Source organism: Mesobacillus sp. ABV4_180 (assembly GCF_056158485.1).
This window is the reverse complement of sequence record NZ_JBSWTJ010000001.1, coordinates 376,309-401,941: the sequence shown is the minus strand read 5'-3', so window position 1 is coordinate 401,941 and position 25,633 is coordinate 376,309. Positions and strand designations below refer to the sequence as shown.

24 protein-coding genes are annotated in these 25,633 nt (G+C 44.6%); 10 read left to right on the top strand and 14 right to left on the bottom strand.

Annotated elements, in window-relative coordinates; translation table 11 throughout:
• Positions 1-124 precede the first annotated feature (124 nt).
• On the top strand, positions 125-1,489 hold the full coding sequence (locus ACXAEA_RS02125; RefSeq protein ID WP_475094295.1) for a YjiH family protein: 1,365 nt from the start codon (positions 125-127) through the stop codon (positions 1,487-1,489).
• 321 nt (positions 1,490-1,810) lie between these two features.
• Here ACXAEA_RS02125 and ACXAEA_RS02120 read toward each other — a convergent pair whose 3' ends face one another.
• From ACXAEA_RS02120 to ACXAEA_RS02105, 4 genes are all read right to left on the bottom strand, one after another.
• Entirely contained in the window at positions 1,811-2,332 is a 522-nt protein-coding gene (locus ACXAEA_RS02120; RefSeq protein ID WP_475094294.1) for a hypothetical protein, read from the bottom strand.
• A 53-nt stretch (positions 2,333-2,385) separates the two neighbouring features.
• On the bottom strand, positions 2,386-3,483 hold the full coding sequence (locus tag ACXAEA_RS02115) for a PRK06851 family protein (RefSeq protein ID WP_475094293.1): 1,098 nt from the start codon (positions 3,481-3,483) through the stop codon (positions 2,386-2,388).
• A gap of 169 nt (positions 3,484-3,652) precedes the next feature.
• Positions 3,653-4,129 (bottom strand): Cys-tRNA(Pro) deacylase, encoded by a 477-nt coding sequence (ybaK, locus tag ACXAEA_RS02110; protein ID WP_475094292.1) that lies wholly within the window; start codon positions 4,127-4,129, stop codon positions 3,653-3,655.
• Positions 4,130-4,198: 69 nt separating this feature from the next.
• Positions 4,199-5,533 carry a UDP-glucose dehydrogenase family protein gene (locus tag ACXAEA_RS02105; protein ID WP_475094291.1) on the bottom strand — a complete coding sequence of 445 codons (1,335 nt, stop codon included), beginning with the start codon at positions 5,531-5,533 and terminating at the stop codon, positions 4,199-4,201.
• Between the two features lie 180 nt (positions 5,534-5,713).
• Between ACXAEA_RS02105 and ACXAEA_RS02100 the strand changes: the two genes are divergently transcribed.
• Entirely contained in the window at positions 5,714-7,249 is a 1,536-nt protein-coding gene (locus tag ACXAEA_RS02100) for an FAD-dependent oxidoreductase (protein WP_475094290.1), read from the top strand.
• Between the two features lie 226 nt (positions 7,250-7,475).
• Here ACXAEA_RS02100 and ACXAEA_RS02095 read toward each other — a convergent pair whose 3' ends face one another.
• Positions 7,476-8,375: an NAD(P)/FAD-dependent oxidoreductase gene (locus tag ACXAEA_RS02095; RefSeq protein ID WP_475094289.1), complete on the bottom strand. Its 900-nt coding sequence runs from the start codon at positions 8,373-8,375 to the stop codon at positions 7,476-7,478.
• A gap of 206 nt (positions 8,376-8,581) precedes the next feature.
• Here ACXAEA_RS02095 and ACXAEA_RS02090 point away from each other — a divergent pair, with 206 nt between their 5' ends.
• Positions 8,582-9,643 carry a hypothetical protein gene (locus ACXAEA_RS02090; protein ID WP_475094288.1) on the top strand — a complete coding sequence of 354 codons (1,062 nt, stop codon included), beginning with the start codon at positions 8,582-8,584 and terminating at the stop codon, positions 9,641-9,643.
• 185 nt (positions 9,644-9,828) lie between these two features.
• On the opposite strand, the gene pgmB is transcribed toward ACXAEA_RS02090, so the two are convergent.
• The 3 genes from pgmB to ACXAEA_RS02075 all read right to left on the bottom strand — a co-directional run bounded on the left by pgmB (position 9,829) and on the right by ACXAEA_RS02075 (position 13,425).
• Positions 9,829-10,497 (bottom strand): beta-phosphoglucomutase, encoded by a 669-nt coding sequence (gene pgmB / locus ACXAEA_RS02085; protein WP_475094287.1) that lies wholly within the window; start codon positions 10,495-10,497, stop codon positions 9,829-9,831.
• Between the two features lie 234 nt (positions 10,498-10,731).
• Positions 10,732-10,875 carry a hypothetical protein gene (locus tag ACXAEA_RS02080; RefSeq protein WP_475094286.1) on the bottom strand — a complete coding sequence of 48 codons (144 nt, stop codon included), beginning with the start codon at positions 10,873-10,875 and terminating at the stop codon, positions 10,732-10,734.
• Positions 10,876-11,133: 258 nt separating this feature from the next.
• Positions 11,134-13,425 carry a glycoside hydrolase family 65 protein gene (locus ACXAEA_RS02075; protein WP_475094285.1) on the bottom strand — a complete coding sequence of 764 codons (2,292 nt, stop codon included), beginning with the start codon at positions 13,423-13,425 and terminating at the stop codon, positions 11,134-11,136.
• 261 nt (positions 13,426-13,686) lie between these two features.
• Here ACXAEA_RS02075 and ACXAEA_RS02070 point away from each other — a divergent pair, with 261 nt between their 5' ends.
• Entirely contained in the window at positions 13,687-14,055 is a 369-nt protein-coding gene (locus ACXAEA_RS02070) for a cytochrome-c oxidase (RefSeq protein ID WP_475094284.1), read from the top strand.
• 58 nt (positions 14,056-14,113) lie between these two features.
• Here ACXAEA_RS02070 and ACXAEA_RS02065 read toward each other — a convergent pair whose 3' ends face one another.
• Entirely contained in the window at positions 14,114-15,319 is a 1,206-nt protein-coding gene (locus ACXAEA_RS02065; protein ID WP_475094283.1) for an MFS transporter, read from the bottom strand.
• Between the two features lie 198 nt (positions 15,320-15,517).
• On the opposite strand from ACXAEA_RS02065, the gene ACXAEA_RS02060 reads away from it, so the two are divergent.
• The gene (locus tag ACXAEA_RS02060) at positions 15,518-16,342 is read left to right on the top strand and encodes a hypothetical protein (protein ID WP_475094282.1); all 825 of its coding nucleotides are present in this window, start codon (positions 15,518-15,520) and stop codon (positions 16,340-16,342) included.
• A gap of 33 nt (positions 16,343-16,375) precedes the next feature.
• Here the strand turns inward: ACXAEA_RS02060 and ACXAEA_RS02055 are convergent, their stop codons facing one another.
• Together ACXAEA_RS02055 and ACXAEA_RS02050 are read right to left on the bottom strand one after the other, a co-directional pair.
• Positions 16,376-18,610 (bottom strand): HAMP domain-containing sensor histidine kinase, encoded by a 2,235-nt coding sequence (locus tag ACXAEA_RS02055; protein ID WP_475094281.1) that lies wholly within the window; start codon positions 18,608-18,610, stop codon positions 16,376-16,378.
• Positions 18,588-19,280, bottom strand: coding sequence for a response regulator transcription factor (locus ACXAEA_RS02050; protein WP_475094280.1), 693 nt, complete (start codon positions 19,278-19,280; stop codon positions 18,588-18,590). The genes ACXAEA_RS02055 and ACXAEA_RS02050 overlap by 23 nt, the downstream gene beginning before the upstream one ends.
• 305 nt (positions 19,281-19,585) lie before the next feature.
• Here ACXAEA_RS02050 and ACXAEA_RS02045 point away from each other — a divergent pair, with 305 nt between their 5' ends.
• Positions 19,586-20,113 carry a dihydrofolate reductase family protein gene (locus tag ACXAEA_RS02045; protein WP_475094279.1) on the top strand — a complete coding sequence of 176 codons (528 nt, stop codon included), beginning with the start codon at positions 19,586-19,588 and terminating at the stop codon, positions 20,111-20,113.
• Between the two features lie 34 nt (positions 20,114-20,147).
• Here the strand turns inward: ACXAEA_RS02045 and ACXAEA_RS02040 are convergent, their stop codons facing one another.
• Positions 20,148-21,512 carry a DUF4179 domain-containing protein gene (locus tag ACXAEA_RS02040; protein ID WP_475094278.1) on the bottom strand — a complete coding sequence of 455 codons (1,365 nt, stop codon included), beginning with the start codon at positions 21,510-21,512 and terminating at the stop codon, positions 20,148-20,150.
• Positions 21,490-22,023 carry a sigma-70 family RNA polymerase sigma factor gene (locus ACXAEA_RS02035; RefSeq protein WP_475094277.1) on the bottom strand — a complete coding sequence of 178 codons (534 nt, stop codon included), beginning with the start codon at positions 22,021-22,023 and terminating at the stop codon, positions 21,490-21,492. Before ACXAEA_RS02035 ends, ACXAEA_RS02040 begins: the two co-directional genes overlap by 23 nt.
• Positions 22,024-22,163: 140 nt before the next feature.
• On the opposite strand from ACXAEA_RS02035, the gene ACXAEA_RS02030 reads away from it, so the two are divergent.
• Genes ACXAEA_RS02030 through ACXAEA_RS02015 form a run of 4 tightly spaced genes read left to right on the top strand, consistent with a single transcriptional unit; the run spans position 22,164 to position 24,474 of the window.
• Positions 22,164-23,213 carry an alpha/beta fold hydrolase gene (locus ACXAEA_RS02030; RefSeq protein ID WP_475094276.1) on the top strand — a complete coding sequence of 350 codons (1,050 nt, stop codon included), beginning with the start codon at positions 22,164-22,166 and terminating at the stop codon, positions 23,211-23,213.
• On the top strand, positions 23,210-23,566 hold the full coding sequence (locus ACXAEA_RS02025) for an alpha/beta fold hydrolase (protein WP_475094275.1): 357 nt from the start codon (positions 23,210-23,212) through the stop codon (positions 23,564-23,566). Before ACXAEA_RS02030 ends, ACXAEA_RS02025 begins: the two co-directional genes overlap by 4 nt.
• Positions 23,547-24,107 carry an alpha/beta fold hydrolase gene (locus ACXAEA_RS02020; protein WP_475098038.1) on the top strand — a complete coding sequence of 187 codons (561 nt, stop codon included), beginning with the start codon at positions 23,547-23,549 and terminating at the stop codon, positions 24,105-24,107. The genes ACXAEA_RS02025 and ACXAEA_RS02020 overlap by 20 nt, the downstream gene beginning before the upstream one ends.
• Positions 24,097-24,474, top strand: a complete 378-nt coding sequence (locus tag ACXAEA_RS02015) for a VOC family protein (protein WP_475094274.1) — start codon at positions 24,097-24,099, stop codon at positions 24,472-24,474. The genes ACXAEA_RS02020 and ACXAEA_RS02015 overlap by 11 nt, the downstream gene beginning before the upstream one ends.
• Positions 24,475-24,509: 35 nt before the next feature.
• Here the strand turns inward: ACXAEA_RS02015 and ACXAEA_RS02010 are convergent, their stop codons facing one another.
• Positions 24,510-25,385 carry an SGNH/GDSL hydrolase family protein gene (locus tag ACXAEA_RS02010; RefSeq protein ID WP_475094273.1) on the bottom strand — a complete coding sequence of 292 codons (876 nt, stop codon included), beginning with the start codon at positions 25,383-25,385 and terminating at the stop codon, positions 24,510-24,512.
• Positions 25,386-25,633 lie beyond the last annotated feature (248 nt).

The window sequence follows — 25,633 nt, the reverse complement described above, 5'->3', positions numbered from 1 at the left end:
CCTGCTTGCTTTAGGAGAATATAACACAGGAAGGAATTGGGCGAAGAAAGTTGTTGGCAAAACAGGGGTTATGCATTAAAATGATTTTTGGCTTATAAATATGTATTTTAAGGGTGAATTTGTTTTGGAAAAATCATTGCGTAAAACGAGATCTACAGGGGATTTATTAGCATTCATCATTCCCTCATTAATAGGAATTTTCTTTTTTATGATACCAGTCTCCTACAAAGGAGAAATCACGATTCCAATCGCTGTCTTATCTGGTTGGGTCCAGGACATTCTTGGCGGCACGCTGCCTGCAATCATGACTGGAATCATAGTTTTGACACTAATCGGTACTGTTTTAATTAAAACTGTAAGGCCGGAAATATTGAATCGCAATCATTTTCTTAAAGCCTTGTTCGATGTTCCGGCAATTTGGCTTGTTGCACGAATCTTAGGTGCCTTATTTGCGATCATGACCTTATTCAAATTAGGACCTGAAGCGGTTTGGTCACCTAACACAGGCGGACTTCTGCTTAATGACCTATTGCCAATCCTGTTTGCCGTTTTCCTGTTTGCAGGCATGTTCCTGCCGTTGCTGTTGAACTTCGGTTTGCTAGAGTTATTTGGTACATTGCTGGCAAAAGTTATGCGCCCGATCTTCAAGTTGCCTGGCCGATCTTCGATTGACTGTATTACTTCTTGGCTTGGCGATGGCACAATCGGCGTACTGCTGACCAGCAAGCAATACGAAGAAGGTTACTATACAAAAAGAGAAGCGGCAATCATCGGCACGACATTCTCTGTAGTATCCATTACTTTCAGTCTCGTGGTCATTGCCCAGGTTGATCTTGCCCATATGTTTGTTCCTTTTTACCTGACTGTAACCGGTGCGGGTGTTGTTGCTGCCATCATTCTTCCTAGAATCCCGCCACTGTCTAGAAAGCCAGATACTTATTATGGTGAGCAGAAGAACACAGACTACTCCGAAGATGAGATTCCAGCAGGATATACTCCTTTCTCCTGGGGTATGGCGCAGGCTGTCGAAAAGGCAAGCAGCAATAAAAGCATGAAAGATTTCTTGATTGCCGGCATCCGCAATATCCTTGATATGTGGATGGGTGTTGCGCCAATCGTCATGGCGCTTGGAACTCTGGCTCTGATCGTTGCTGAATATACACCAGTATTTCAATGGCTCGGCATGCCATTCATTCCGCTGCTTGAACTGATGCAGGTGCCTGAAGCAAAGGCTGCCTCAGAAACATTGATTGTCGGATTCGCGGACATGTTCCTTCCGTCGGTAATCGGTGCGGATATCGCCAGCCCTATGACGAGATTCATTGTAGCCGCTGTTTCCGTAACTCAGCTGATTTATATGTCTGAAGTTGGCGGATTGCTGCTTGGTTCAAAAATTCCTGTCAGCTTCGGGGAATTGTTCATCATCTTCCTGCAGCGCACGCTAGTGACATTGCCAATTATCGTTCTCGTTGCACATATAATTTTTTAACACTAAAAGAGAGCACCTTTTTAACAGGGGCTCTCTTTCTTTAGTGATATGACAGAATAAATTCCACTTCGAGAATTGTCCAGCTCCAGCGCCTAGCCCCTCGAGTCGCTTGTCTAGCTCGGCTCCTAACTCCTCGAGACGCTTCGGTCCTGCCAATGAAGTCAAAGAGCGACTTCACTGTCAGGCCCTCCACCGCTTGTCGGAGTTGGGCAGTCGCCTACACATTTCGATTTCGGTCCGCCCAATGAAGTCAAAGAACGACTTCACCGGTCGGCCCTCCAGCACTTGTCGGGGCTGACCAAGGCGCTTGCGCTTTTCTTATTAAAAGCACTGAAAAGAACGAATCTGTCTCAAGTCGATACCGAAGTATACCCATCCCCAGCGGCGGCGCCATCTCCAGCCTGCTACGGAATTCCTTCCGACAAAGGTTGGATAAAACCAGAAGCTGTTGCCATTGTTCAGCCAGATGTAGGTATATCGGTACAAGCATCTTCTGATCCCGCCTGGATCAACTGCGAAAGCGCTTGCCTGCGTTTCCTGCGGGGTGAATTGAGGTGGAGGTGATGTTGGCGCCCCGCCTCCTTGCTGACCTCCGCCTGGTCCGCCTGGAAATCCACCAGGCCCTCCCGGGAATCCGCCTGGTCCTCCCGGGAATCCACCAGGTCCTCCCGGAAATCCACCAGGTCCTCCTGGGAATCCGCCAGGTCCTCCTGGGAATCCGCCTGGTCCCGGAAAAATCCTTGCATCATATTGTGGGTAAAATTCATTTTCATAGAAGCCATAGCCCTCTTCATTTTGCTGATATGGTCCATATGGGTAAAAGTTGTTGTAATACAAACTCATATCCCCTCTCTAGATGTATTCCATGTAATGTATGCAAAATGCCCATATCGGTGCTAATCGGCACTCAATTTTTCAATCTCTTTTCGAATTTGTCCGGTAATGGTATCCACCTTCTCAAAATCCATTGCTTCGATATAAATGGCCTCTAACTGATCTCGCAATTGTTTTGCACCGGCAAGTGAAGCGATCGCTTCATTCATCTTATTTTTGTAACGGCTTCCGACATCCTCGATCTCGACAGCATATTTTTCATCCGTACCGGGAGAGATTAGCTCTTCATACATATCAATGATTTCATCCGTCTCTCTTTCCGGGAAATATTCATGTGGTGCCGTACTGTCAAAAATCGCAAAGTCCAGTTCGCGCACGATCACCATATCAAGGCTGTGGGGATCGAATCCGCAATGATAAACCTCTACGTCAAAACCACGTGACTGTGCTTGTGCAGCGAGCTTTTTAAGCATTGTCGATTTCCCTGAACCCGGACGTCCTTTGATAAAATACCTCTTGCCCACTGTCTCTGTCAGGTTCGGAACGAAGTCGACCGCACCAACAGGAGTGGCGGCACCGAGGAATCGGTCAAGTACCCGGCCATTTCCATCTGTTGACTGGTTGTCACCGAAAAACCGCTCAATCAATCTGTTCGTCAGCTCATTCGCTTTATCAAAGTCCATGTTTTCGATATAAAATTTTTCCCATTCATCGTGAATCTTCAAAGCTTCGGCGAATAGGCTGTATGCTGTATTGAATGACTCGCTGATTTTTTCGCCAAGCTGCAAGATCGTCTCCTTGTGCTCCTGGAGTTGTTCGGAATCCCAGGCTTCACCCAGGTTCACATACTCCTCAACTGCACCAGGTGCTTTTGGCTCGATGACATGCGGTGCAGTGCCATCAACGATTCCTGCATTCAATTCAGGAATCAGCACTCCATCAATCGATTTGTTATCTGAAGAGCAATGCAGGAATTGTATGTCATACCCTTTTTCGCTCCATTCATTGCCGATTTTTTTCATGAGTGAAGATTTTCCCGTTCCTGGTCCGCCCTTCAATATGAATAACCGGGACAAGCCCTGCAAACTAGAGTCATATAAACTGTAAAATCCGCGGGCAGTGTTGCCGCCGGCAAAGTAGTTCAGAATCTTTCCAGCCATTTAATCGCACTCCCTCCAGCCGTCAGTACACGGCAAGTTTTTGCTTCCCCCTCACTATATGCCAGTTGAATCACCTAGGTGTTTGCCCATTTACAACCTCAATTTGTTTTCCATTGATAGCTCTTCTTTTCTACCAAAAAATACCACAGCCATAAACTGTGGTATTTCATCATTTTGTTATCTCAGCGTATTTTCCATCCGCAGTCTTTATCAATTGCTCCGGAGCCAATTCTACCTGGAAGCCAATCTTACCTGCGCTTATAATGATCGTCCCGAGTTCCTGTGCACTGGCGTCCAAAAAAGTCGGATAGTTCTTTTTCATGCCAATCGATGAGCAGCCGCCTCGGATATAACCGGTGAATTTCTGGATGTCCTTAACCGGCAGCATTTCCACGTTCTTTTCGCCTGCTTCCTTCGCAGCCTTTTTCAAATCCAGCTCCGCTTCGACCGGAATGACGAAGACATACAAATTCTTGCTTGCTCCCACCGCCACAAGTGTCTTATAGACTTGAGCAGCATCGCGGCCAATCTTGCCGGCAACAGCCACTCCGTCAATCTTGCCATCATTCGCGTCATAAGTAAGAATCTCGTATGGTACCTTCTGCGTGTCGAGAATCCTCATCGCATTTGTTTTAACCTTAGCCATCCTTGTTCCTCCTAAACTGAGGTGTTTAGGTTCATTTTACCTTATGAGCTCAGTTGGGTTCAATTGCCATCAACGCCTAAGGCTATTCAAGCTATTGTTCACATTAACAGCCTTCCTGCCGACAGAAATATACGTCACTCCAGCTGATTCTGCCTGATCAAGGTCATAGCAGTTGCGGCCATCAAAGATAATCGGCTGTCTCATCAAAAGTGGATAGCGCTCCAAATCATACTGGGTGATTTGCGGCCACTCCGTCATGATGAATACCACATCCGCTCCTTTGAGGGCAGTGTCGACATTTTCAGTATAATAAAGCCTGCTGCCGAAGAAATCTGCGACCTTGCATGAAGCAGCCGGGTCATAAACTGAGATGTCCGCCTGTTCCTCTAACAACTGGGCAATCAGCTCGACAGCCGGCGCTTCACGGATGTCATCGGTGTGAGGCTTGAACGCAAGGCCCAGCACTGCCACCCTTTTTCCGCTCAGGCTTCCAAACAGCTCCTTCGCTTTATGAAACAGCTGCTGCTTCTGCCGGCTGTTCACCTCGATGACGGACCGCAGGATTTTAAAATCATAATCATAGTACTCTGTCAGCTTTTCAAGCGCCTTTGTATCCTTCGGGAAGCATGAACCGCCATAGCCAATCCCCGCTTTTAAAAACTGGCTGCCGATCCGCTGGTCCATGCCCATTCCCTTTGCAACGTCCTCGATATTCGCGCCGGTATGCTCACATAGGTTCGCCACTTCATTGATGAAACTGATTTTCGTCGCCAGGAATGCGTTTGATGCGTACTTGATGAGCTCCGCACTGCGTACATCCGTCTGCACAACCGGCCGCCCAAACGGTTCATACAGTTTTGCGACCGCGCGGCCCGCCTCACGATCATCTGCGCCGATGACAATGCGGTCAGCATGGAAGGTGTCAAGGATCCCTGAGCCCTCACGCAGGAATTCAGGATTCGAAACGATTTTTACCTTCAGTCCATTCGGAATGATAGCCTGAAGCTTCTTTTTAATCCTTTCATTTGTCCCTACTGGCACAGTGCTTTTGGTGACAATGACCACATCCCTGGTCAGATGTATGCCAATTTCACTAACCGCAGCTTCAAGGTATTCAAGATTAGCCGAGCCATCTTCATTTTCAGGCGTCCCCACAGCAATGAAAAAATAGTCAGCCTGTTTGCAGGCGATTATTGAATCGCTAGTAAAATGGAGCCTTCCCTCTGCTACATTCTTTTTCAGCATCTCTTCTAGCCCAGGCTCATAAATCGGGCATATCCCACTAGAAAGCGTGTTGATTTTATGTTCATCTATATCAAAACAGGTCACATAGTACCCAACTTCCGCAAAACTAACACCCGTGACAAGGCCAACATAGCCTGTCCCCACTACCGTGATTTCCATATTGGCCCTCCATTCTTTAATGCATTCATTTTATCACGCACCAACCACATTATTAGCCAAGAAGCTCCATTTGGTAAAAACTTGTCTAGTACATTTATTGTCAGGGTAAAGGAAAAAAGCATGTTTTTGATCAAATAAGGAAAAATTAGTTATTATGAAGAATTTCAAGGAGGATTGCAGATGAACGATTATAATTCAAAGCTGCCTCGCTTTCCTGAGCCTTACTGGCGCAAAACTGCTGAGCTGCCAACATTCCCTAAGCTGCAGGAAAATCTCAAGGTGGATGTTGCTGTCGTAGGCGGCGGGATTACTGGTTTGACTTCCGCCTACCTGCTTGCCAAAGCGGGAGCCAAGGTAGCCGTGATTGAGGCCGGCACCATCCTGAATGGAACAACAGGGCATACAACCGCAAAGGTAACCGCACAGCACGGCTTAATCTATGATGAGCTGATCAGCCATTTTGGCGAGGAAAAAGCACGCCTATATTACCAGGCGAATTATGATGCAATGCAATTTGTCAAAAACATCGTGAAAGAACAGCAGATCGACTGTGATTTTTCAGAAGAGGATGCTTACATTTACACGAATTCCGAAAAAGAAATGGAAAAACTGCTGAAAGAATTCAAGGCATATGAAAAGCTTGGGGTCGTTGGCAGTGAATATGTTTCCGAGATACCGATTCCGGTTCAGGCAAAAGCTGCAATCGCCATGCGCAGCCAGGCCCAATTCCATCCGCTGAAATTTTTAAAGCATCTCGTTGAGCGTTTTACAGAGATGGGCGGTATGATTTATGAAAATACAACCGCAGTCGATATGGAAGAAGGCTCTGAACCTGTCGTGACGACAAGAGACGGCCATAAGGTGAACTGCAGCCAAATGATCATCAGCACGCACTTCCCATTTTACGATTTAAAAGGGTTTTATTTTTCAAGGATGCAGGTCAATCGCTCTTATGTGCTTGCCGTCAAGACTGAAAAAGAGTTCCCGGGCGGCATGTACATCAATGCCGAGACACCGACCCGCTCACTGCGCTATACAGACTGGAATGGCGAGAAACTGGTGCTGTTTGGCGGCGACAGCCATATCACCGGACAGGAAGAAAACACCCATCAGTATTATGAGGCACTCGAGGCATTCGCTGCACAGACTTTCGGCGTGAAGGAAATTCCTTTCCGCTGGTCGGCGCAAGATCCCACTACCCTGGATAAAATTCCTTTCGTCGGCAAATATTCATCTGGAACGGATAACATTTTCGTTGCCACAGGATACCGGAAATGGGGGATGAGCAACGGCATCAACGCTGCCATACTCATGTCCGACCTTGTTCTGAAAAAAGACAATCCGTACAAGGAATTATTCGAGCCGCAAAGATTCCATGCCAAGCCTGATGTAGCAACATTCGTAGCAGATAATGCCCTCGTTGCAAAGGAACTGATCAAAGGAAAATTGGATCGGCCATCAACCAATCCAGAGAGCCTGGATCATGAGGAAGGTGCAGTCGTAACGGTCAATGGTAAACGCGCAGGAGCATATCGCGATGAAACCGGCCAGCTGCACATCGTCGACACAACCTGTACCCACATGGGCTGCGAACTAAACTGGAACAACGGAGAACGCACTTGGGACTGCCCATGCCACGGCTCACGCTTCTCATATAAAGGGGACGTACTTGAAGGGCCAGCAGAGCTACCCTTGCAAAAAGTGGACTTAGAATAAACAAAGCCGCCATTCAATGTTTGAGTGGCGGCTTTTCATTTTTCTTCGAGATTCTGGCAACGGGGAATATATTCAGTTCAACGGGGATTATCTTTGTTCCAACGAGGATTATCTCCATCTCAAAGGGGGAAAATTAATTCCAACGAGGAATATCTTCTCCCCAACGAGGAATATCTCTATCCCCACGCAGATAAAAAGTCTCCAACTTTAGAAAACAAAACCAACCTTATCCCTTCTCCGCTAAAAGTGTCTTATGAATCCAGATGCTGGCCTGCATGCCGTCCCCCAGCGCGATCGTCACCTGTTCTGAATGTGCGACGACATCGCCAGCGGCCCAGACGTTCTCGACATTAGTCATTTTTGTCCTGGGATCGACCAGAACATGCTTGTTTTTATGAAGTTCCACACCAAGCTGTTTTGCCAGCTGTGATTTCACTTCATTGCCGCCGAATGCAATGAATCCTCTTTCGGCTTCCAGCTGCTCACCGCCTGAGAGAACAACTCCTTTGAAATCAGAACCCTCAGCAAGAATTTTTTCAATCGGACCTTCGACATACCGGATGCCTTTTTCCTTCATTGCCGACTTTTTTTCCTCATCCACTTGAGTATTTTCATGATTCACAAAGGTTATTTTATCGGTAAAATAGTTCAAAGTCAGCGCCATATTCGCGCCTGCATTGCCTGCACCCATCACGATGGTGGACTTGTCCTTCACTTCATGGCCATCACAATCCGGACATACATAAACACTCATTCCAAGCGTCGGCATCAATTCTGGAAAGGAAGGGATGCGATCCATGACGCCTGTGGCCAAAAGCAATGTCTTTGCTTCGTATCGATCTCCTCTGTCCGTCTCAATCTGGAAGCATGATTCCTTCTTCTCCGCACTCACTGCCTTCTTTGCCACAAACTCGACTCCGTATTTTTCGGCCTGTTTGCGGCCTGTCTCCCTTAATTCTGGACCACTGATGCCATCCGGATAGCCAAGGATATTATGATAACTGTGGCATATTGCCGACCGTCCATCCCCGGCATCCAGCACTACTGTTTTATGATTGTAACGGCCAAGCTGAATTGCTGCCTGCAGCCCGGCAATTCCGCCACCTACTATAAGACAATCGTACATATCCATCCACCGTCCTTTTAAAAAAATTCCCATAGTAGCATATTTCCCTGTTAAAGCGTGGATAATCCGGATTTTGCAGACAATTGGAAGGACCGGCAACTCACGAATTTTTTCAATATTTTCACTAACACTAGTTTTGTCGAAGAGCTGTAAATTACTACTTATGCACTATGAAATCATATATAATTAACGTGAGGTGGATAATTATGACAAATTCAGTCGTTAAAAAGTCAAGAATTCTGCTTTATGTAGTTTTAGCCTCTATGATCCTGCTATCGAATTACATTCTTTACCGTACATCAATGTTCGGGGCTGTTCCAGATGGTGCCGTCATTGGTTCATTGCTAGATTTATTAATCATTTTGCCTCTCATGACTTACTTCTTGATCATCCGTAAAAGATATTCCTTGAAGTACCTGGGCATCGTCATTTTAGCCGGCTTTGCAGCTGCCTATTTCATCGTTCCTCAGCAGCATTTATCCCAATACCCCTTCCTTCCCTATCTCCTGCTGGTTTCAGAAGGTGCGTTCCTGCTGTTCGAGCTATACATTGCCTATACTGTCATCACAAGGATGCCTAAACTGCTCAGGGAATATAAGCGGCTATCTAAACAGAACTCTTTGTTCCTTTTTAATATTAGAGAGGCAGTCGAAAGCCATCTTCCAGGCAATTCGGCGGCAAAAATCCTTGTTACCGAATTTTCCTTGTTCCATTACTCGCTTTTCTCTTGGAAAAAGAAACTGCAAATTGATCAGGGTCAGCCTTTTACCTACCATAAAAAAACAAGCGTGAACGCAGTCTATATCATGATTATCCACGCTATTACGATTGAATCGATCGGGTTGCACTACTTCCTGCATAATTGGAATGCCATTGTTTCTTACATCCTGCTGTTTTTAAATGTGTACGGGATCCTGTTTTTCCTGGCTGAGCTCCAGGCTACCCGCCTGACTCCATTCCTGCTCACCAAGGATCACTTGTTATTGCAGACAGGATTCTCGAAATCAATGCACCTGCCCTTAAGCAATATTAAGGAGATCAAACACTACGAAGGTCCGGAAAAATTCAGCCGGAAAGAGGAAGCAGAGCTCTATGATGCAAGGGTTGCTGATTTAATTCAAGAAAAGCCAATGTTTGAAATCCTACTTCATAAACCACAAGATGTCCATTTCATGTATGGGTTGAAGCGGAAAGTGAACCGGATTGTCCTGAATGTTGATGAACCCGATGTTTTTTATCGCGAAATGAAGCGGTCACTCCCTGAGTGATCGCTTTTTTCTTATAATCTCTCAGATAAGCAGCATAATCACCCGAAAATCCTTGGCAATCTCTCAAAAAAACACAATAATCTCTCAGTAAGAGTCAATATTCTCCTACTCCGGCAGTATAATCTCTCTTTCACCCAAAAAAAGTAAAAACCCGGACGCAATTCTGCGACCGGGTTACGAATCTGCTAAGCATGATAAATTTCTAAAATTCTTTCCAGTGAAAGCTCTGCAGTGCTAGCATATACAATATCTGCAGTCTCGAAGCTTTCCTTCGGCCCAACGGCAACCGCGTACATGCCCGCTGCCTTGATTGCCTGGACGCCTGCTGCGGCATCCTCGACGCCAATACATGCTTTAGGCTCAACGCCCAGCATTTCTGCCGCGCGCAGGAATACTTCCGGATGAGGCTTTCCATTGACGACAGTCTTAGCGTCAACGATGATATCAAACTCTGATTTCATCCCAAGAGAATCCATTACGGTGAAGGCATTCTTGCTTGCGGATGCAAGGCCCAGCTTAAGTCCTTTTGCCTTAATACCCGTGATCAATTCTTTGATCGCTGGCAACAGATCAGCTGGCGTGATGTCTTGGATCAGAGTAAGGTAATGATCATTTTTCTTGTCAGCCAATGCCTCTTTTTCCTCGGCTGTAAAATCGGCAGTCCGGCCGCCGATCTCAAGGATTTTCTCCAGCGAATCCATTCTGGATACACCCTTCAGTTCCTCATTATCCTCACGTGTAAAAGTGATCCCCAAATCTTCCGCCAGCGCTTTCCACGCTAAGAAGTGATATTCTGCTGTATCAGTGATGACGCCATCGAGGTCAAAAATAAACGCTTTAAGTGGTCTTGTCATGGTCAAACTCCTTTCATGAATCGCTGCTGCAGCTTCTTGCTGCATTTTCTCGTGATTAAAGACACTTTGATCCTGTGCACACTCCAAAATGTCTATTCAAGCACTCTTCTTGGACATTTCGAGCCTTCCCTCTCTCCAAAATGTCCATTAAACCCTGCTTCCTGGACACTTTGAGCCTATCCTCACTCTAAAATGTCCATTAAACCCTGCTTCTTGGACACTTTGAGCCTATCCTCACTCTAAAATGTCCATTAAACCCTGCTTCTTGGACATTTTTAGCTCATCCTCACTCCAAAAATGTCCATTAAACCCTGCTTCTTGGACATTTTGAGTCTTTCCGCTCTCCAAAATGTCTATTATAGCCTTCTTCTTGGCCACTATGAGCTCATCCTCACCCCAAAATGTCCATTAAACCCTGCTTCTTGGACATTTTTAGCTCATCCTCACTCCAAAATGTCCATTAAACCCTGCTTCTTGGACATTTTGAGTCTTTCCGCTCTCCAAAATGTCTATTATAGCCTTCTTCTTGGCTACTATGAGCTCATCCTCACCCCAAAATGTCCAATAAAGTCTTCTCCCGTAGCTGCATTCTAATGATAGAGACCTTCAGGCTTCCCCGAAGATCTCTTCATCACCTTATTTCATTTTTACAGAAAGTTTGCCCTCTGCAGGGATCGTAACGTCCTCGCCGTAAAGCTTCATGGCAAGCTCTGGTCCTTGCTGTGATAGGACGACGTTTTCCTGGTTGACTTCTACCTTGATGTAGTGGTCGCGGTAGATGATGTTGAAGCTGTATTGATCCCAGGCTTTAGGGATGAACGGCGCGAATGACAATGTGCCTTCAGCCGTGCGCATGCCCGCGAAGCCCTGGACGATTCCGAGCCATGCGCCAGTCATGCTCGTGATGTGCAGGCCGTCTTCTGTATCGTTGTTGTAGTTATCAAGGTCAAGGCGCGCTGTGCGGTTGTACATTTCATATGCTTTCTCTTCCATGCCAAGCTCTGCAGCAAGGACTGCATGAATACTTGGTGACAGGGATGATTCATGGACTGTCATTGGCTCATAGAATTCAAAGTTGCGGCGCTTCTCTTCTTCTGTGAACTCATGGTTGAAGAAGTATAGTCCCTGAAGGACATCCGCCTGCTTGATGAAGCAGCTGCGCAGGATTTTATCCCATGACCAGTTCTGGTTGATCGGACGGTCTTCAGCTGAAAGCTCATCCACCGTCATCAAGTCCTTATCAAGGAAGGTATCATGCTGGACGAAAACACCTTTTTCTTCATCATACGGGAAGTACATTTTTTCAATGATATCCTGCCATTTCGCCTGCTCTTCACCAGTGAATTCAAGGCCTGCAAGGCGTGCCTCATGGCCGTTCTGCTTTAAGAAATCGATGACTTCCAGAGTGTAGCGAAGGGTCCAGACTGCGATTCGATTCGTGTACCAGTTGTTGTTTACGTTGTTTTCGTATTCGTTTGGCCCTGTTACACCGTGCATCATGTAGACGTTCTTGGACTTGCTGAAGTGGACGCGGTCTGCCCAGAAACGGGAAATGCCTGCGAGCACATCAATTCCGTATTCATGAAGATAATCCTTATCTCCAGTGTAGTTCACATAGTTATAGATCGCGTAGGCGATTGCGCCATTACGGTGAATCTCTTCAAACGTGATTTCCCATTCATTGTGGCACTCGACGCCTGTAAAAGTAACCATAGGGTAAAGGGCACCTTGAAGCCCCTGCTGCTTCGCATTGTGGAACGCGCCATCAAGCTGGTTGTGACGATAAATCAGCAGGTTGCGGGCAACCTCGGACTCCGCAGTCGAAAGGTATAGCGGGATCGCGTAAGCCTCTGTATCCCAATAAGTCGCACCGCCGTATTTTTCACCTGTAAAGCCTTTAGGGCCGATATTCAAGCGTGAATCTTCACCATAGTAAGTGGAGAACAACTGGAATAGGTTGAAACGGATTCCCTGCTGTGCAGAGTCATCACCTGCGATTTCGACATCAGCGATTTCCCAGCGGCTCAGCCAGCCATTTCTGTGCTCTTCCAATAGCTGTTCAAAGCCTTTTTCAACCGATCGTGCAAGTACTTCACGCCCTCTTGAAACCAGTTCGCCAGCTTCATAATCACGGTCTGTTGTGACAGCTACATATTTATAAAGGGTTACAGTTTGTCCCTGCTCCGCCTTAATTTCAATCACATTTTCTACATATTCTTCTTTTTCATTTACTTCGACCTTGGCTACATCTGCATTGACAACCGTTTGCATAGATGTCGCTACCTGGAAAGTCGGAGTGCCAAATGGGTTGTCTTTCGTCTTCATCACCAGGCTGCCGTTATGTTCGGAAACATCCCTGCTCACTTCATACCAGAAGTCTTCTTCATAGTTCGAGTCTTCATTGCGTACGTCGCCATCCAGATATGGAATAAAGGTAACGTTTCCATTATAGTTTTTAGCGGTCACAGAATAACGGATTGCCGCAAGCTCACGGTCAGCAACAGACAGGAAGCGCACAGCTTCTACTTCCGTTTCCTTCCCATTCAGGACGAATGTGAATTTTCGTGTCAGGACACCATGCTGCATATCCAGCTCACGATAGTAATCCTTCACTTCTGCTTTGTGAAGATCAAGCTCCTCTCCATCAACAAGCACCTTGATGCCGATGAAGTTCGTCGAGTTGATTACCTTGCCAAAATAGTTCGGATAGCCATTTTTCCACCATCCTACACGCGTCTTGTCCGGGAACCAGACACCAGCGATATAAGAACCGCGATGGAAATCTCCTGTATAAGTTTCTTCAAAGTTGCCGCGCATCCCCATATGGCCATTTCCAAGGCTCATGATGCTTTCAGCAAGACGGAAATCTTCTTTATGCAGTTCAGTTTCGATGATCTTCCAGCTATCTATTCCAAATAGTCTTTTCATAGCTTATATCTCCCTTTGAAAAGTTGTACAAACGTTTGCACTATTATATCATGAATTTCCGTAAAAATGACAAAACGAAAGATGATATTTTTGTGTCTTACTGAACTTATTATTATTTTACTACTATAATCCAGTACCTCTTTGCTCACTAAGCTACACTTTGTGAAATCCCCTATTTATATAGTAAATATGTTATAATTTTTCAGAATTTTCATATAATCTAATAGTACTAAAAAATTACAAAGAAAGGAGGGAAATACAATGAGCATCAGATTTTTCAAGGTGGCCGTGGTCTATTTTGTTATCGCAATTATTCTTGGGATTGTTATGGGGATCACGCATGATTTTTCACTGACTTCGGTACACGCACACTTAAACCTGCTAGGCTGGGTATCGATGGCCTTGTTCGGAACGATTTATTATCTTTTTCCTGGAGCGGGTAACAGCAAGCTCGCATCGGCGCATTTTTGGCTGCACAACATCGGAGTTCCAGTGATGCAGGGCGGGATTACACTCGTGATGCTGACAAAGAACAACAGCTTCACTATACTGGCTATTGTCGGATCTTTAGTCGTCGTCCTTGGCGGCATACTCTTTCTGGTGAACGTGTTTAAAAATGTAAAGGCCTAAAATCCGTCTTTAATTCTCATCAAAAAAAGTTCGCCTGGGCCCAGGCGAACTTTTTATATTATGCAAGCTCCTTCTGTTTCGTTTCTGTGCCCCAGAAAAATACTGCAGCGGCACCGATCAGGATCGCAATGCAGAATACGGTGAAAATCGTGGTGATCGATAGGTTTTGCGCTGACAGATACGGTACCATCAGCGGGCCAATTATTCCGCCAATACGCCCAAAGGATGCGGCCATCCCTGCTCCAGAACCGCGGATTGTAGTCGGGTACTGTTCCGGTGTATAGGCGTACAATGCACCCCAAGCACCAAGGTTGAAGAATGACAACAATACTCCCGCGGTAATCAGCAATGCCAGTGAGTCAGCCGTTCCAAAGAAGTATGCGCTTAATGCCGTACCGATCAGGTAGACAATCAGCACGAACTTCCGGCCTGCTTTTTCAATCAGCCATGCAGCTGTAAAATAACCCGGAAGCTGAGCAAGGGTCATGATCAAGACATATTGGAAGCTCTTGATTAACGTGAAGCCCTTCATCACCATTACGCTCGGCAGCCAGAGGAACATTCCATAATAGGAAAATACAACGCTGAACCAAAGCACCCAAAGCATTGCCGTTTTTTTGATATGTTCTCTGGACCATACCTCGGCGATACTCTCCATGATGGTCAGCCTTTCCTTCTTCTCGACAGCCAGATATCTCGGGGAATCCGGCAGGTTCATACGGAGATAAAGAGCATACAATGCAGGCAATGCACTTAATATTAAAGCCGTCTGCCACCCGTAATTTGGAATGATGAAATAGGAAATCAGTGCTGCAACAAGCCAGCCCGCTGCCCAAAAGCTTTCCAGCAGAACAACGACCCTGCCCCGCTTCTCAGCAGGCACGCTTTCAGACACTAATGTTGACGCGACCGGCAGCTCCCCTCCAAGTCCCATACCAATAAAGAACCTTAACAGTAAAAAGAAAGATAAAGTCGTTGCCATCGCGGATATCCCGCTTCCGACAGAGAATAGCAATAACGTTATAATAAAGACATTTTTCCGGCCAATCCGGTCAGCCAACAGGCCAAAAACGAGTGCTCCGACAGCCATGCCAATTGAATTCACACTGCCAATCCAGCCCATTTCCTTCGCTGACAAATTCCAATCCACTTTTAATGCAGCAATAATGAAGGATAAAATCCCCACATCCATTGCATCAAACATCCAGCCAAGCCCGGCAATCCCCAGCAGCTTTTTCTCCGATATCTCCTGTGTCTTCTTCATTTGACCCTCCTACTATACAGAGATACAAATAGTTTCCCTTAATTTGTTATTTTTAACATACAAGTTGTATCAACACATCTATATTACCACTTGTCTTTACATCAGTCATGATAAAAAATCAGGTCCAGATCTTCTTCATAAATAATTTCCATGAATCAGCAAACATTATAACTAATTCCCTTTAAAATGGAGCGGATCATGAGAAAAAACAAATCAAACTCGATACCTTTTCTGATTTTGGCGTTCATCCATATCGTGCTTTACATAGTATTTGCAAAACGCAGCAATCAAAAAAATGTATGGGTGCTGTTAATGTCCAATATCGGATTCGCTTATTTGTTTGAATATCCAGTCCTTAATCTTTTCAATGGATATTCTTATAAACCATCCATGATCAAGAACCGCACCCAGGATAAAGTTATGGGCGCTATATTATCACAAGGTTTTTATGTACCTGTTACGGCTACCCTGTTGACCTTATACAGGAAAAATGGGTATTGGAAACTTGGCAGCACCCTCATTTATTATCTAATCGAACATTTTTTCTTACGCTTGAAAATTTATAAAGCCCATTGGTGGAGGCCTGCCTTTACGCTTTTTTTCATGAATATCTATTTTTATTTCAGCGATTGGTTCTACAAAGCGCTGAACGAGAAAAAAAATTGGGCACTGGTGATTGCCCAATACCTGTCAACTTTAGTAATCGGAGTTACATTGCTATTTATATCTGCCGTTGGAAGAAAGGTCAGGTTTGGACGTGGTGCCTACCACTCATGGCGCGAGCATTTTATCATTGCTCCGCTCTATAGTTTGATTCGGGTCGTATTCCTGGTAAGAAACTCTTCAAAAAATGGACTGCTGCCGAGACTGACGATGTTCATCGGAACCATCGGCATGGATATCATGCTGGAACGGGCAGGCATCTTGAAACTGCGTCCTAACAAGGTATGGAATTTAGCTTTCAACGCTGTGATGGTTTTTACATCAAGGTTTCTGTATTTAAAAATCCGCCAAAAACAGTAGAAACCCCCTCTGCAAAGCAAAGGGGGTACTCAATTATTTAAGTTGGTCAAGGATGACCTTAACCTTGAACAGGTCGCCATCGATTTCGATATCAAGTGAGCCCTCGTGAAGGTCGACGATTGATTTTGCAATCGCAAGCCCAAGTCCCGAGCCTTCTGTATGGCGTGACTGGTCGCCGCGCTTGAACCTTTCAAACAGCTCATCCAGGTTTTCCCCCAGCTCGTATTTCGTGACATTCTTAAAGGTGAGGAAAGCTTGGTTTCGCTCTTCTTTTACCGAAATATACACTCTCGTATTCTCCAGTGAATACTTGAGGATATTGCCAATCAGGTTATCAAACACCCTCCACAGCTTCTGGCCATCAACAAATGCATACACTGGATGTTCCGGCTGGGAAACTCTCAGCTGGAGAGAAGATTGGCTGAGTGCCTCATTATGCTCCGCAAGTGCCTGCTGCAGCAGCTGGTTAAGGTCGACCTTTTCCTTGTGCAGTTCGATATTGCCGCTTGCCATTTTCGTTGCCTCGAACAGGTCATCGATCAACACCTTCAAACGCTTGGATTTCCGGTCGAGGATTTCGATGTAGGAGTCACGATCGTCCGGAGCAAGGTCAGGAGTTTTCAGCAGCTCCGTATACGTAATGATCGATGTCAGCGGTGTCCTCAGATCATGGCTCACATTCGTGATCAATTCCGTCTTCAGGCGCTCACTTTTCGCCTGCTCCTTGTGGGAAACCTTGACTGTATTCCTCAGTGCATTGACATTAGCTGCATGCCTTGCGATTGCTGACTTCCCCTTCACCGGAATGTCTGCACCAAGATTGCCGGCAGCAAGTTCTTCTGTATGCTTGATCACTTTATTCAGGTAACCTGCTTTCCTCATGATGAAGATGATAATCGGAAGGCTTATTACTCCAAAAGCGAAAGCAATAACAATAATATCTCCTCCACCCGCCACAAGGACTGCAACAAACAACATGCCCATTACGAACACAATCCCGAGGATGACAAGAAGCTGAAAACCGATGCTCTTGATAAAAAAAGCATCAAGTATGGCGTAATAGCTTTTAACTAATAGGCTTTGATTCATATCTTCTTTTAGCTTTAGCCAATTTTTCCGGTAATCTGTAAAGAATTTAAGCTGGATCCACCCGAATGCCAGCAATGCAGCTGCACATACCAGACTGAATATAAACTCAATAAATGATGCGAATAGATTTGAATGGTAATAAACAAATTGTTCACTTACCAGTGTCATGAACAGCAAAAGAAAACTTCCAGTCGCTAAAAGCAGCATTGCTCTTACATCCAGCGGGACCCTGAAATAGAATGGCTTCAGCTGATCAAAAGAGCCAAATACAGCAGCGGGTTTACGTTTTGCCAGGAAGTAACTGGCAATCAGTGCAGCAATACTTGATATAAGATAACCGAAAAAGAGTTTTTGCCCTTTCTGGTAGTCTTTATATTGAATGATTGCGCTATTCCTTTGTGAAGCATGCTTAGATAAGCCAATTTGACCCGTGAATTCCCGGTTTTTTTGATTCTCCAGGATCGTTTCGGCCACCTCATTATAAGGCATGAAGTTTTCGCTAAAACCTGTGAATAAATAATTTTTCTGAACAACACCAAAATCCTGCACATAATACATATCTTTCTTATTCAAAAAGTCAGATCCTGAATCCCTCTTTGACAGATTTAGATTCGTATAGACTTCTCCTGTTGCACTGTCCTTCAGATAATATTTGAATGCATACCCAAGATTGGTGAAGTCATGCCGATATTTTTCAAGTTCACGGTAATAATCGTCGATTTTCTTTTCTTTTTCTTTCACGATTTTAGCGCGGACATGTTCATCATTGTTGAAGTTTTCGGTTATATCCGCGATTTTTGTGTCTCTTTCCTTTGTCAGCGCTTCTTCTGCGGCTTTATTACCAGAATCGATTGCTTCCTGGATCTGCTGATCATATTGCATTCCGATATTGGATAACTGGTCTCCGAGATTGCCGTACCTCGTACGATGCTCTTGAATTTCCTCTTCTGAAACGGTGATTTCCTTTTTCATGTCTTCTTTTGGCATTTTATAAAGCTCATACACATTCAGCATTTGAACAAGCTGATCCATTTGCGAGTTATATTCATCCGATTCAAAATAATCGCCTTGCATATACCTGCTTCCATTTGTAAGGACCGAAAACAGTCCGCTAAGACCGAATGTGATCAAAAGAACCCAAGCGACAAATAAATACTTACTTTTCGATTTTATATCCAATCCCCCACACCACCTTCAAAAATCTTGGATTTTTCGGATCGATCTCTATTTTTTCGCGTATTTTGCGGATATGGACGGCGACTGTGTTTTCGGCATTATAGCTCGGTTCCTTCCATACTCGCTCATAAATATCGTTGATGGAAAACACTCTGCCCGCGTTGGTCATCAAGAGCTCGATTATCTTGTATTCAATCGGCGTCAGCTTGACGGGCTCGCCATGCGCGGTGACTTCCTTAGAGGACTGGTCCAGTGTCAGCCCGTTCAGGTCAATCGCCTTTGTCTTCCCTTCATATGTACCAAGCGTGACATACCTTCTAAGCTGCGATTTCACCCTCGCAATCAATTCCAGCGGATTGAACGGCTTCGTGACATAATCATCCGCTCCAACCTGAAGCCCAAGAATCTTGTCCGTATCCTCGGTTTTCGCACTCAAAATGATGATTGGGATATTCTTGTCCTCACGGATACGGAAAGTCGTCGTAATCCCGTCCTGCCGCGGCATCATCACATCAAGGATAATCAGGTGCACCGGCTGCTCGTTCAAATTCTCGATCGCTTCAATCCCATCAGCTGCCTTAATGACCTTGATTCCTTCATTTTTCAAATAAATCTCGATCGCATCGCGGATTTCTTTTTCATCATCAACCACCAGCACATTGTATTGCTCCATGTAAAAAACCCCCTTCCCATACAGGCAAGCTTTGATAGTTCCTATTCTAGACGGAGAACCTTAACATTCACCGACGATAAATCTTAAGATTTTCTTAATATTGGTAAAAGCAGTGTGTGAATCTATTATATGTTTTATCAGGAGAGATAGAAAAGGCATTTTGCGAGGGGGAGGTTCGGATGATGGAAATGACTGAGGGGGACAGACAGCACTTAAATAGTTTTGCCCATCCCCTGTGTAAGCATGAATACACCTCCCTATTTCTGATAGAATATGGTTATGATGTACCGCAAGGAGGATCTTAGATGAAAAAGAACACTGTCATACTTTATATCGCAATGAGCATGGATGGTTATATCGCGAGGCCCGATGGATCAGTTGACTGGCTTGATGATGTCGAAGGTGAAGGCGACAATGGGTACATTGATTTTTACAGCAAGGTTGGAACGGTTATAATGGGCAGGAACACGTATGATGAAGTCCTGAAGCTTGCGGATAAATTCCCTTATGCCGATAAGCCTTGCTATGTTTTAACCCGTACATACAAGGGTGAACACCCTCATGTGAATTTTACTGATGAAGACATCAACACGCTGATCCCACGTTTAAAAGAAAAGTCCGACGGCTATATTTGGCTTGTGGGAGGAGGGCAGCTCGTCCGACAATTCCTTGAACTGAATATGATTGAAGAGATCGATCTATATATCATTCCTAAATTGATAGGCGCAGGGATTCCTTTGTTTCCGCAGGGCACACCACCAGCCAATCTTGAATTAACCAGTACGGGGCGCATTGGGCAGATCGCAAGACTCACATATAAGCTAAAACCATAAAACAAGGCGCTGGAGTATCCAACGCCTTGTTTCATTAGTTCAGGTTAATATGGATTGGATCAAGTTCAATTGGAAGATTTGTGCTTAAAGAGCTTAAGTTAATTCTAAACACATATTCTTCCGCTGAGAAGTTTTTGATTTTACTGATATCAAAGGTACTCCTGAATATCATATTTTCCTTATCAAGAACTTTTACCGAATGTTTGATTGGCTGTTCCAAGATATCTTTTCTTGATTCTTCAACCAGTATGATATCGTTTCTTGCAAAATCCTTGAAAAGCATGAATTCATTTTCATTTCTATCTCCGTTATTTACACGGAAATCGATAATGACTTTATCGCCTATTACGTCCAAATTCTGGACCATTACACCAAGTTCCTGACGGTCTGATTTTATTGCAGCCGGCATTGACTGATTAAGCGCGAGGAAAGCAACTTTGTCACTCAATCTCAAATGAGGCTGAATTGTAATACTGCTTGTATCAAGGCTTGTTGGAAGAGTTAGCCTTCTTTTTTCAATGACCACACCATCCATAACATTCCTCTCTAGTTTATTGTCAGAAGAACCCCCTCTTTCAATTGGCTTGCCTTTATCATCAACGATCCCAAATTCGACAAAATCCCGTTCACCATCCTTATAGGATAGTGTATATTCAATAGCTGCCGAAGACTGAGCTTTAATTAATGAATTTAGTTGAATAGTATTTTGTTCGATTCCAACCTTTTGGTTCAAAGCGATTTTTTCAAATGGCAGCTGTTTAATCGGCACGTCAAAATTCCATTTCCCTTGCTCATTTCTCCAGTTATCATCTATTTCACCAATCCCATGGAAGTTTAATGACAAAGTCGTTTCCGCAGGTAATTCTTTCCTTGGGTAGCTTAGCTGGATATGACCTTTGTAACCATCGTCAGTCGGCAGCAATTTTACCAGTTCCATCGTTTCCTCAATAATAGGATCCCGGTCAAAGATTTCATAGAAAGCATAGACCTCTTCCTTGTCTCCTTTTACCTCGCCTTTCACATCAAAGGTGACGCCAACCATCGCACCGTCATAATAGGCATCCGTAACCGTCACATCAATGCCAGCAAAGCTCGCCTTTTCATTCAATTCGGTGATGAGCTGTTGCGAGGATAGATCCATTGCTACCCTGTCATGTTCATAAAGCTTCGCTAAAAAAGGAATTTCAGCCAATACATTCGACATGGATGGGAATAAGAATCCTGACGATACGAAAAGGACTGCAGCCGCAGCAGCTGACATCCCCAGCACCTTTAATCCCGGCTTTCGCTTTGATTTCATCGGGATTCCCTTCCTTACTCCTGCCCTGATTGCTCTTACAACATCATCCTTTGGTACCTCAATCTTTTCGATTGAGTCATGAAACATTTTCTTTTCCATCTGGACCGCCTCCCAATCTAATCTTTAATTCCTTCCTTCCGCGCTGCAGATAAGTCTTCACTGAGTTCTCGGGTATGTCCATCATTCTGGCAATCTCGCTGATTGCCATGTCATGATAGTAAAACAGGATGATCGCTGTCCGATGCTGCTCTTTTAATTGAGTGACGGCCTCCATCAAGTCCAGGTTCTCGGCGGTCTCATCCTTACAAGCGGCTGGCAGCTCAACGAGTTTCTCCACTGGCATCTCTTTTTTCCTTTTCTTCAAAACATCGTAAGCACAATGAATCAGGATTCTTGTCAGCCAGGTTAAAAAGTATTGCTCATTCTTCAGTTGCCCGATTGCCAAAAAAGCTTTACAGGAGGTTTCCTGGACAATATCGAGAGCATCCTCCCTGTTGCCTGCGTATAGATATGCGGTTCGATATAAACGATCACTATGTAAAATGAGAAGTTCTTCAAATGCCTTTGCATTCCCCTTGACCGCTTTCTTAACAAGTCTTGTTTCTTTCATTCCCTGACCTCCTTTCACTCTTTAGAGCAGACTCGGGTGAAAAAAGTTTCAAAATTCCAAAGAAATTTTCCTAGTACTAAAGTAATATAGTAATAAATAGTTAAATTTTACATTTATAGTATATCGAACGAGGTGAAGATATGGGGTTTTTCTTTAACAAGCCTGATTTCTATATTCCCGATGGTGGAATCGACGAGGTTGATTCTATCCTTATTGGCGGAGTGCAGCAGACGATCCTCATCCAGTCCTTCTCACCGAAGAATCCTGTGCTGCTGTTTTTGCATGGAGGCCCTTCCATGCCCCTTCCCGGCGTCTCATCAAGAGGAAAGAACTATACTGTTGCTACCAAGACAACGGAGCTGGTTCAGCACTTCACTGTTGTCTTCTGGGACCAGCGCGGCACTGGCAAATCCTATCACAAGACCATTCCACAACAATCGATGACCTTTGAACAATTGGTATCAGATGCAGCTGAGCTGACTGATTATTTAAGAGAAAGATTCAGGCAGGATCAGATCTATCTGGCCGCTCATTCATTCGGTACGCTGATCGGCATGTATCTGCTGAATCAACACCATGAAAAATTCCATTCATATGTCGGCCTGTCCCAGATCATTAGCTGGACTGATAACGACCGGGCATGTCTCCTATGGTTAACGGAAGAAGCAAAGCGGCGTGGGGACTACAAAGCGCTGAATGAGCTTGAGGCAGTTGGCGAACCACCTTTTACAGAGGGTTATAAGCAATGGGGGGTTCTCCGGAAATGGCAGATGAAATACAGTACGATGATCTATCAAGACGACAAAATCAAACACCCTGGTCTTGTCCGAGTAACGCTGGATATGTTCAGATCGAAGGATTATCGATTAACGGATGTTTTCCATTCCTTTTATAGTGGATTCAAATTGATTTATTCCGACGATTTCATTCGCAACATCCCAAAAATTGATGTTCATAAGGATATCCCTGAAGTAAAGGTGCCCATCACCTTCATCCACGGCAGAAAGGATTTCCATGTACATCCCCATTTGGCTCAAGACTATCTCAGCACAGTAAAGAGTAGCCAGGAAAAGAAATTTATTTGGGTAGAGAAATCAGCACACCTTTTCCATCCTGAGGATGCCGGATTGATCGAGCAGCACATTATTGATCAGCTAAGACATACGCAAACAGAGGTTATCAATCTATGAAGTCCTTTTACAGAAGCCCTGAAGGAAAAGAAAAAATACTTGCTCATTATGAAGAATATCTGGCCCGGTTCGATGGTCCGATTGAGCGGGAGTATGTCCCAACGAGATATGGCAGCACGCATGTCCTGAAAATGGGAAAAGATGACGGAAAGCCATTGATCATTTTACAGGGAGGAAATTGTATCAATCCAGTAACCTTGTCCTGGTTCAAAGGTTTGTTAGGAGAATACAAGGTGTATGCACCTGACACCATCGGCCACCCCGGATTCAGCGATGAAACGCGGGTCTCGGCTTCAGACGAAAGTTTTGCCCATTGGATCCAGGATTTGATGGATCATTACCAGATTTCATAGATGCGCATTCATCGGGCCGTCATACGGCGGTGGCATCATTCTCAGACTTGCAGCATTCCTGCCTGAGAAAATTGATTGCGCAGTCCTGGTCGCGCCTGCTGGGATCAGCCTAGGCTCCAAGTTAAAAATGATCAGGAAAATCCTTGTTCCTCTGCTTTTCTTTAAAATGAACGGTTCTGACAAAAGCTTGAGGCAAATTGCTGATGTTATGTCTTCCAACAGCATGTCCACGCATGATGAGAACATCATCGGCCATATTTTCAAATATACAAAACTTGAACAGGAAATGCCCAAACGGACGACAGCGCAGGAAACAGCGGATTATCACGCGCCGACCCTTGTCATAACAGGAACAGAGGATGTGTTTTTCCCGGGAAAGAAAATTTCACAAACAGCAAAAGGAATTTTCGGCGATCGACTAGAACTGAAAGTATATCAAATGGGGCATTTTCCATCCGGAGAATATCTTGAAAAAATCAATGAAGACATCAGGACATTTTTGAAAAAACATTATCAGTCGGAGGCAAAAAATGAACGCTAATCCAATCCAGAAAGTCGGCCAAATCGGCATACCGGTGCAAAATATCGAAAGGGCAATTGCCTTTTACAAAGATCTCTTAGGGCTGCCGTTGTTGTTCAACACAGACACAATGGCGTTTTTCGACTGTGATGGCGTGCGTTTGCTGCTCAGTCTGCCGGAAAAAGAGCAATTCGCCCATCCAGGTTCTGTCCTTTACTTTCAGGTAGAGGATATCAAGACAAAGTATGAAGACTTGCTGTCGAAGGATGTCCATTTCGTTGGCGAGCCGCATGTCGTCGCTAAAATCGGTAATACCGAAACATGGATGGCATTCTTTAAGGACCCTGAAGGAAATACCCATGCATTCATGAGTGAGGTCACTGTATAAATACGAAAGGATACTGCCGCATCGCAGTATCCTTTTTATTGGATCGCTTTCAGTTCATTCTTTTTCAAAAATAGTTCGATTTGATGGGCCGCCATCATCCCTGCTGTACTATTCAGATGCATCCCGTCCGTCAGCAGCAAATAGCCATTCCGCTGAGAAATCCGGTCAAGACTGTAGCCATACACAAAATGCTCGATGATTGCTTTTTCATATAGCTTCGTGCTGTTTTGCAGAGACCGTCCCCTCGTTTGTCCTTTTCCCTTTAAATACGCCTTCAGCTTTTCATTAAACGGAAGGTAGGAAATATTGTTGATTTCTGCGGTTTTTTTGATGACCTCATTGTACTGGTCGATTTCCTTGTTTGCTTTGGAAAACAGGTTTTCTCCTGCGACCGGAAGTGACAACAGGCCCATTTTTGCTGTTGTTTCTGTTTTTAGCCTTGCCACGATTTGCGCCAGGTTTTTCTCATAGATCAAGAGCGAAGGTTTTTCGGATTGCTCTTCCAGCCTGATTTTTTTCTTTGCCAGTTCAGGGGCGATTTTAACAGATGCATCATTCAGTCCGACAAGAATCACCACAAAGTCTGGCTGGCATGCGATCACATCGTCCAGCCGCTGAAGAACATCATAAGCCGTGCTGCCATTCACTCCGGCATTGATGAATTGATAATCCCGGCAGCTTTTCCGCCTTGCTGCATCCTCGACAAAATTGTAGCTGATATTTCCATGTACAACATCCCCGCCGATGACAGCTACAAGCTTTTTGCCATGCTGGCGCATTCCATTCTGCAGGAAATCTTGGGGATGATTCGAAGGCAGCTGATTGATTTTCTTTTTCCGCTTATAAAATAAAGACAGAACAGCAAGACACATAATAAGAAAAGCAAAGGTTGAACCATATAGTATTTCCATATTTGACTCCTCTCTTTGATGGATTTTTTTATTAATTAAAAATTCTGAATATATATTATATAAATATTCGACATCACAGCAAAATCCCCTCTGATTGGGATATTTCCTAACATACAAAAAAAGGATTCTTCGCTAATTCCATTATAGCCTTTTAGGATATGAAACAGACAAGATGAATGGTACAAAAATTTCAACAAATCTAAAAATTCATTTGCAACTAACTTCATTTCTAGGATAATATTAAATGG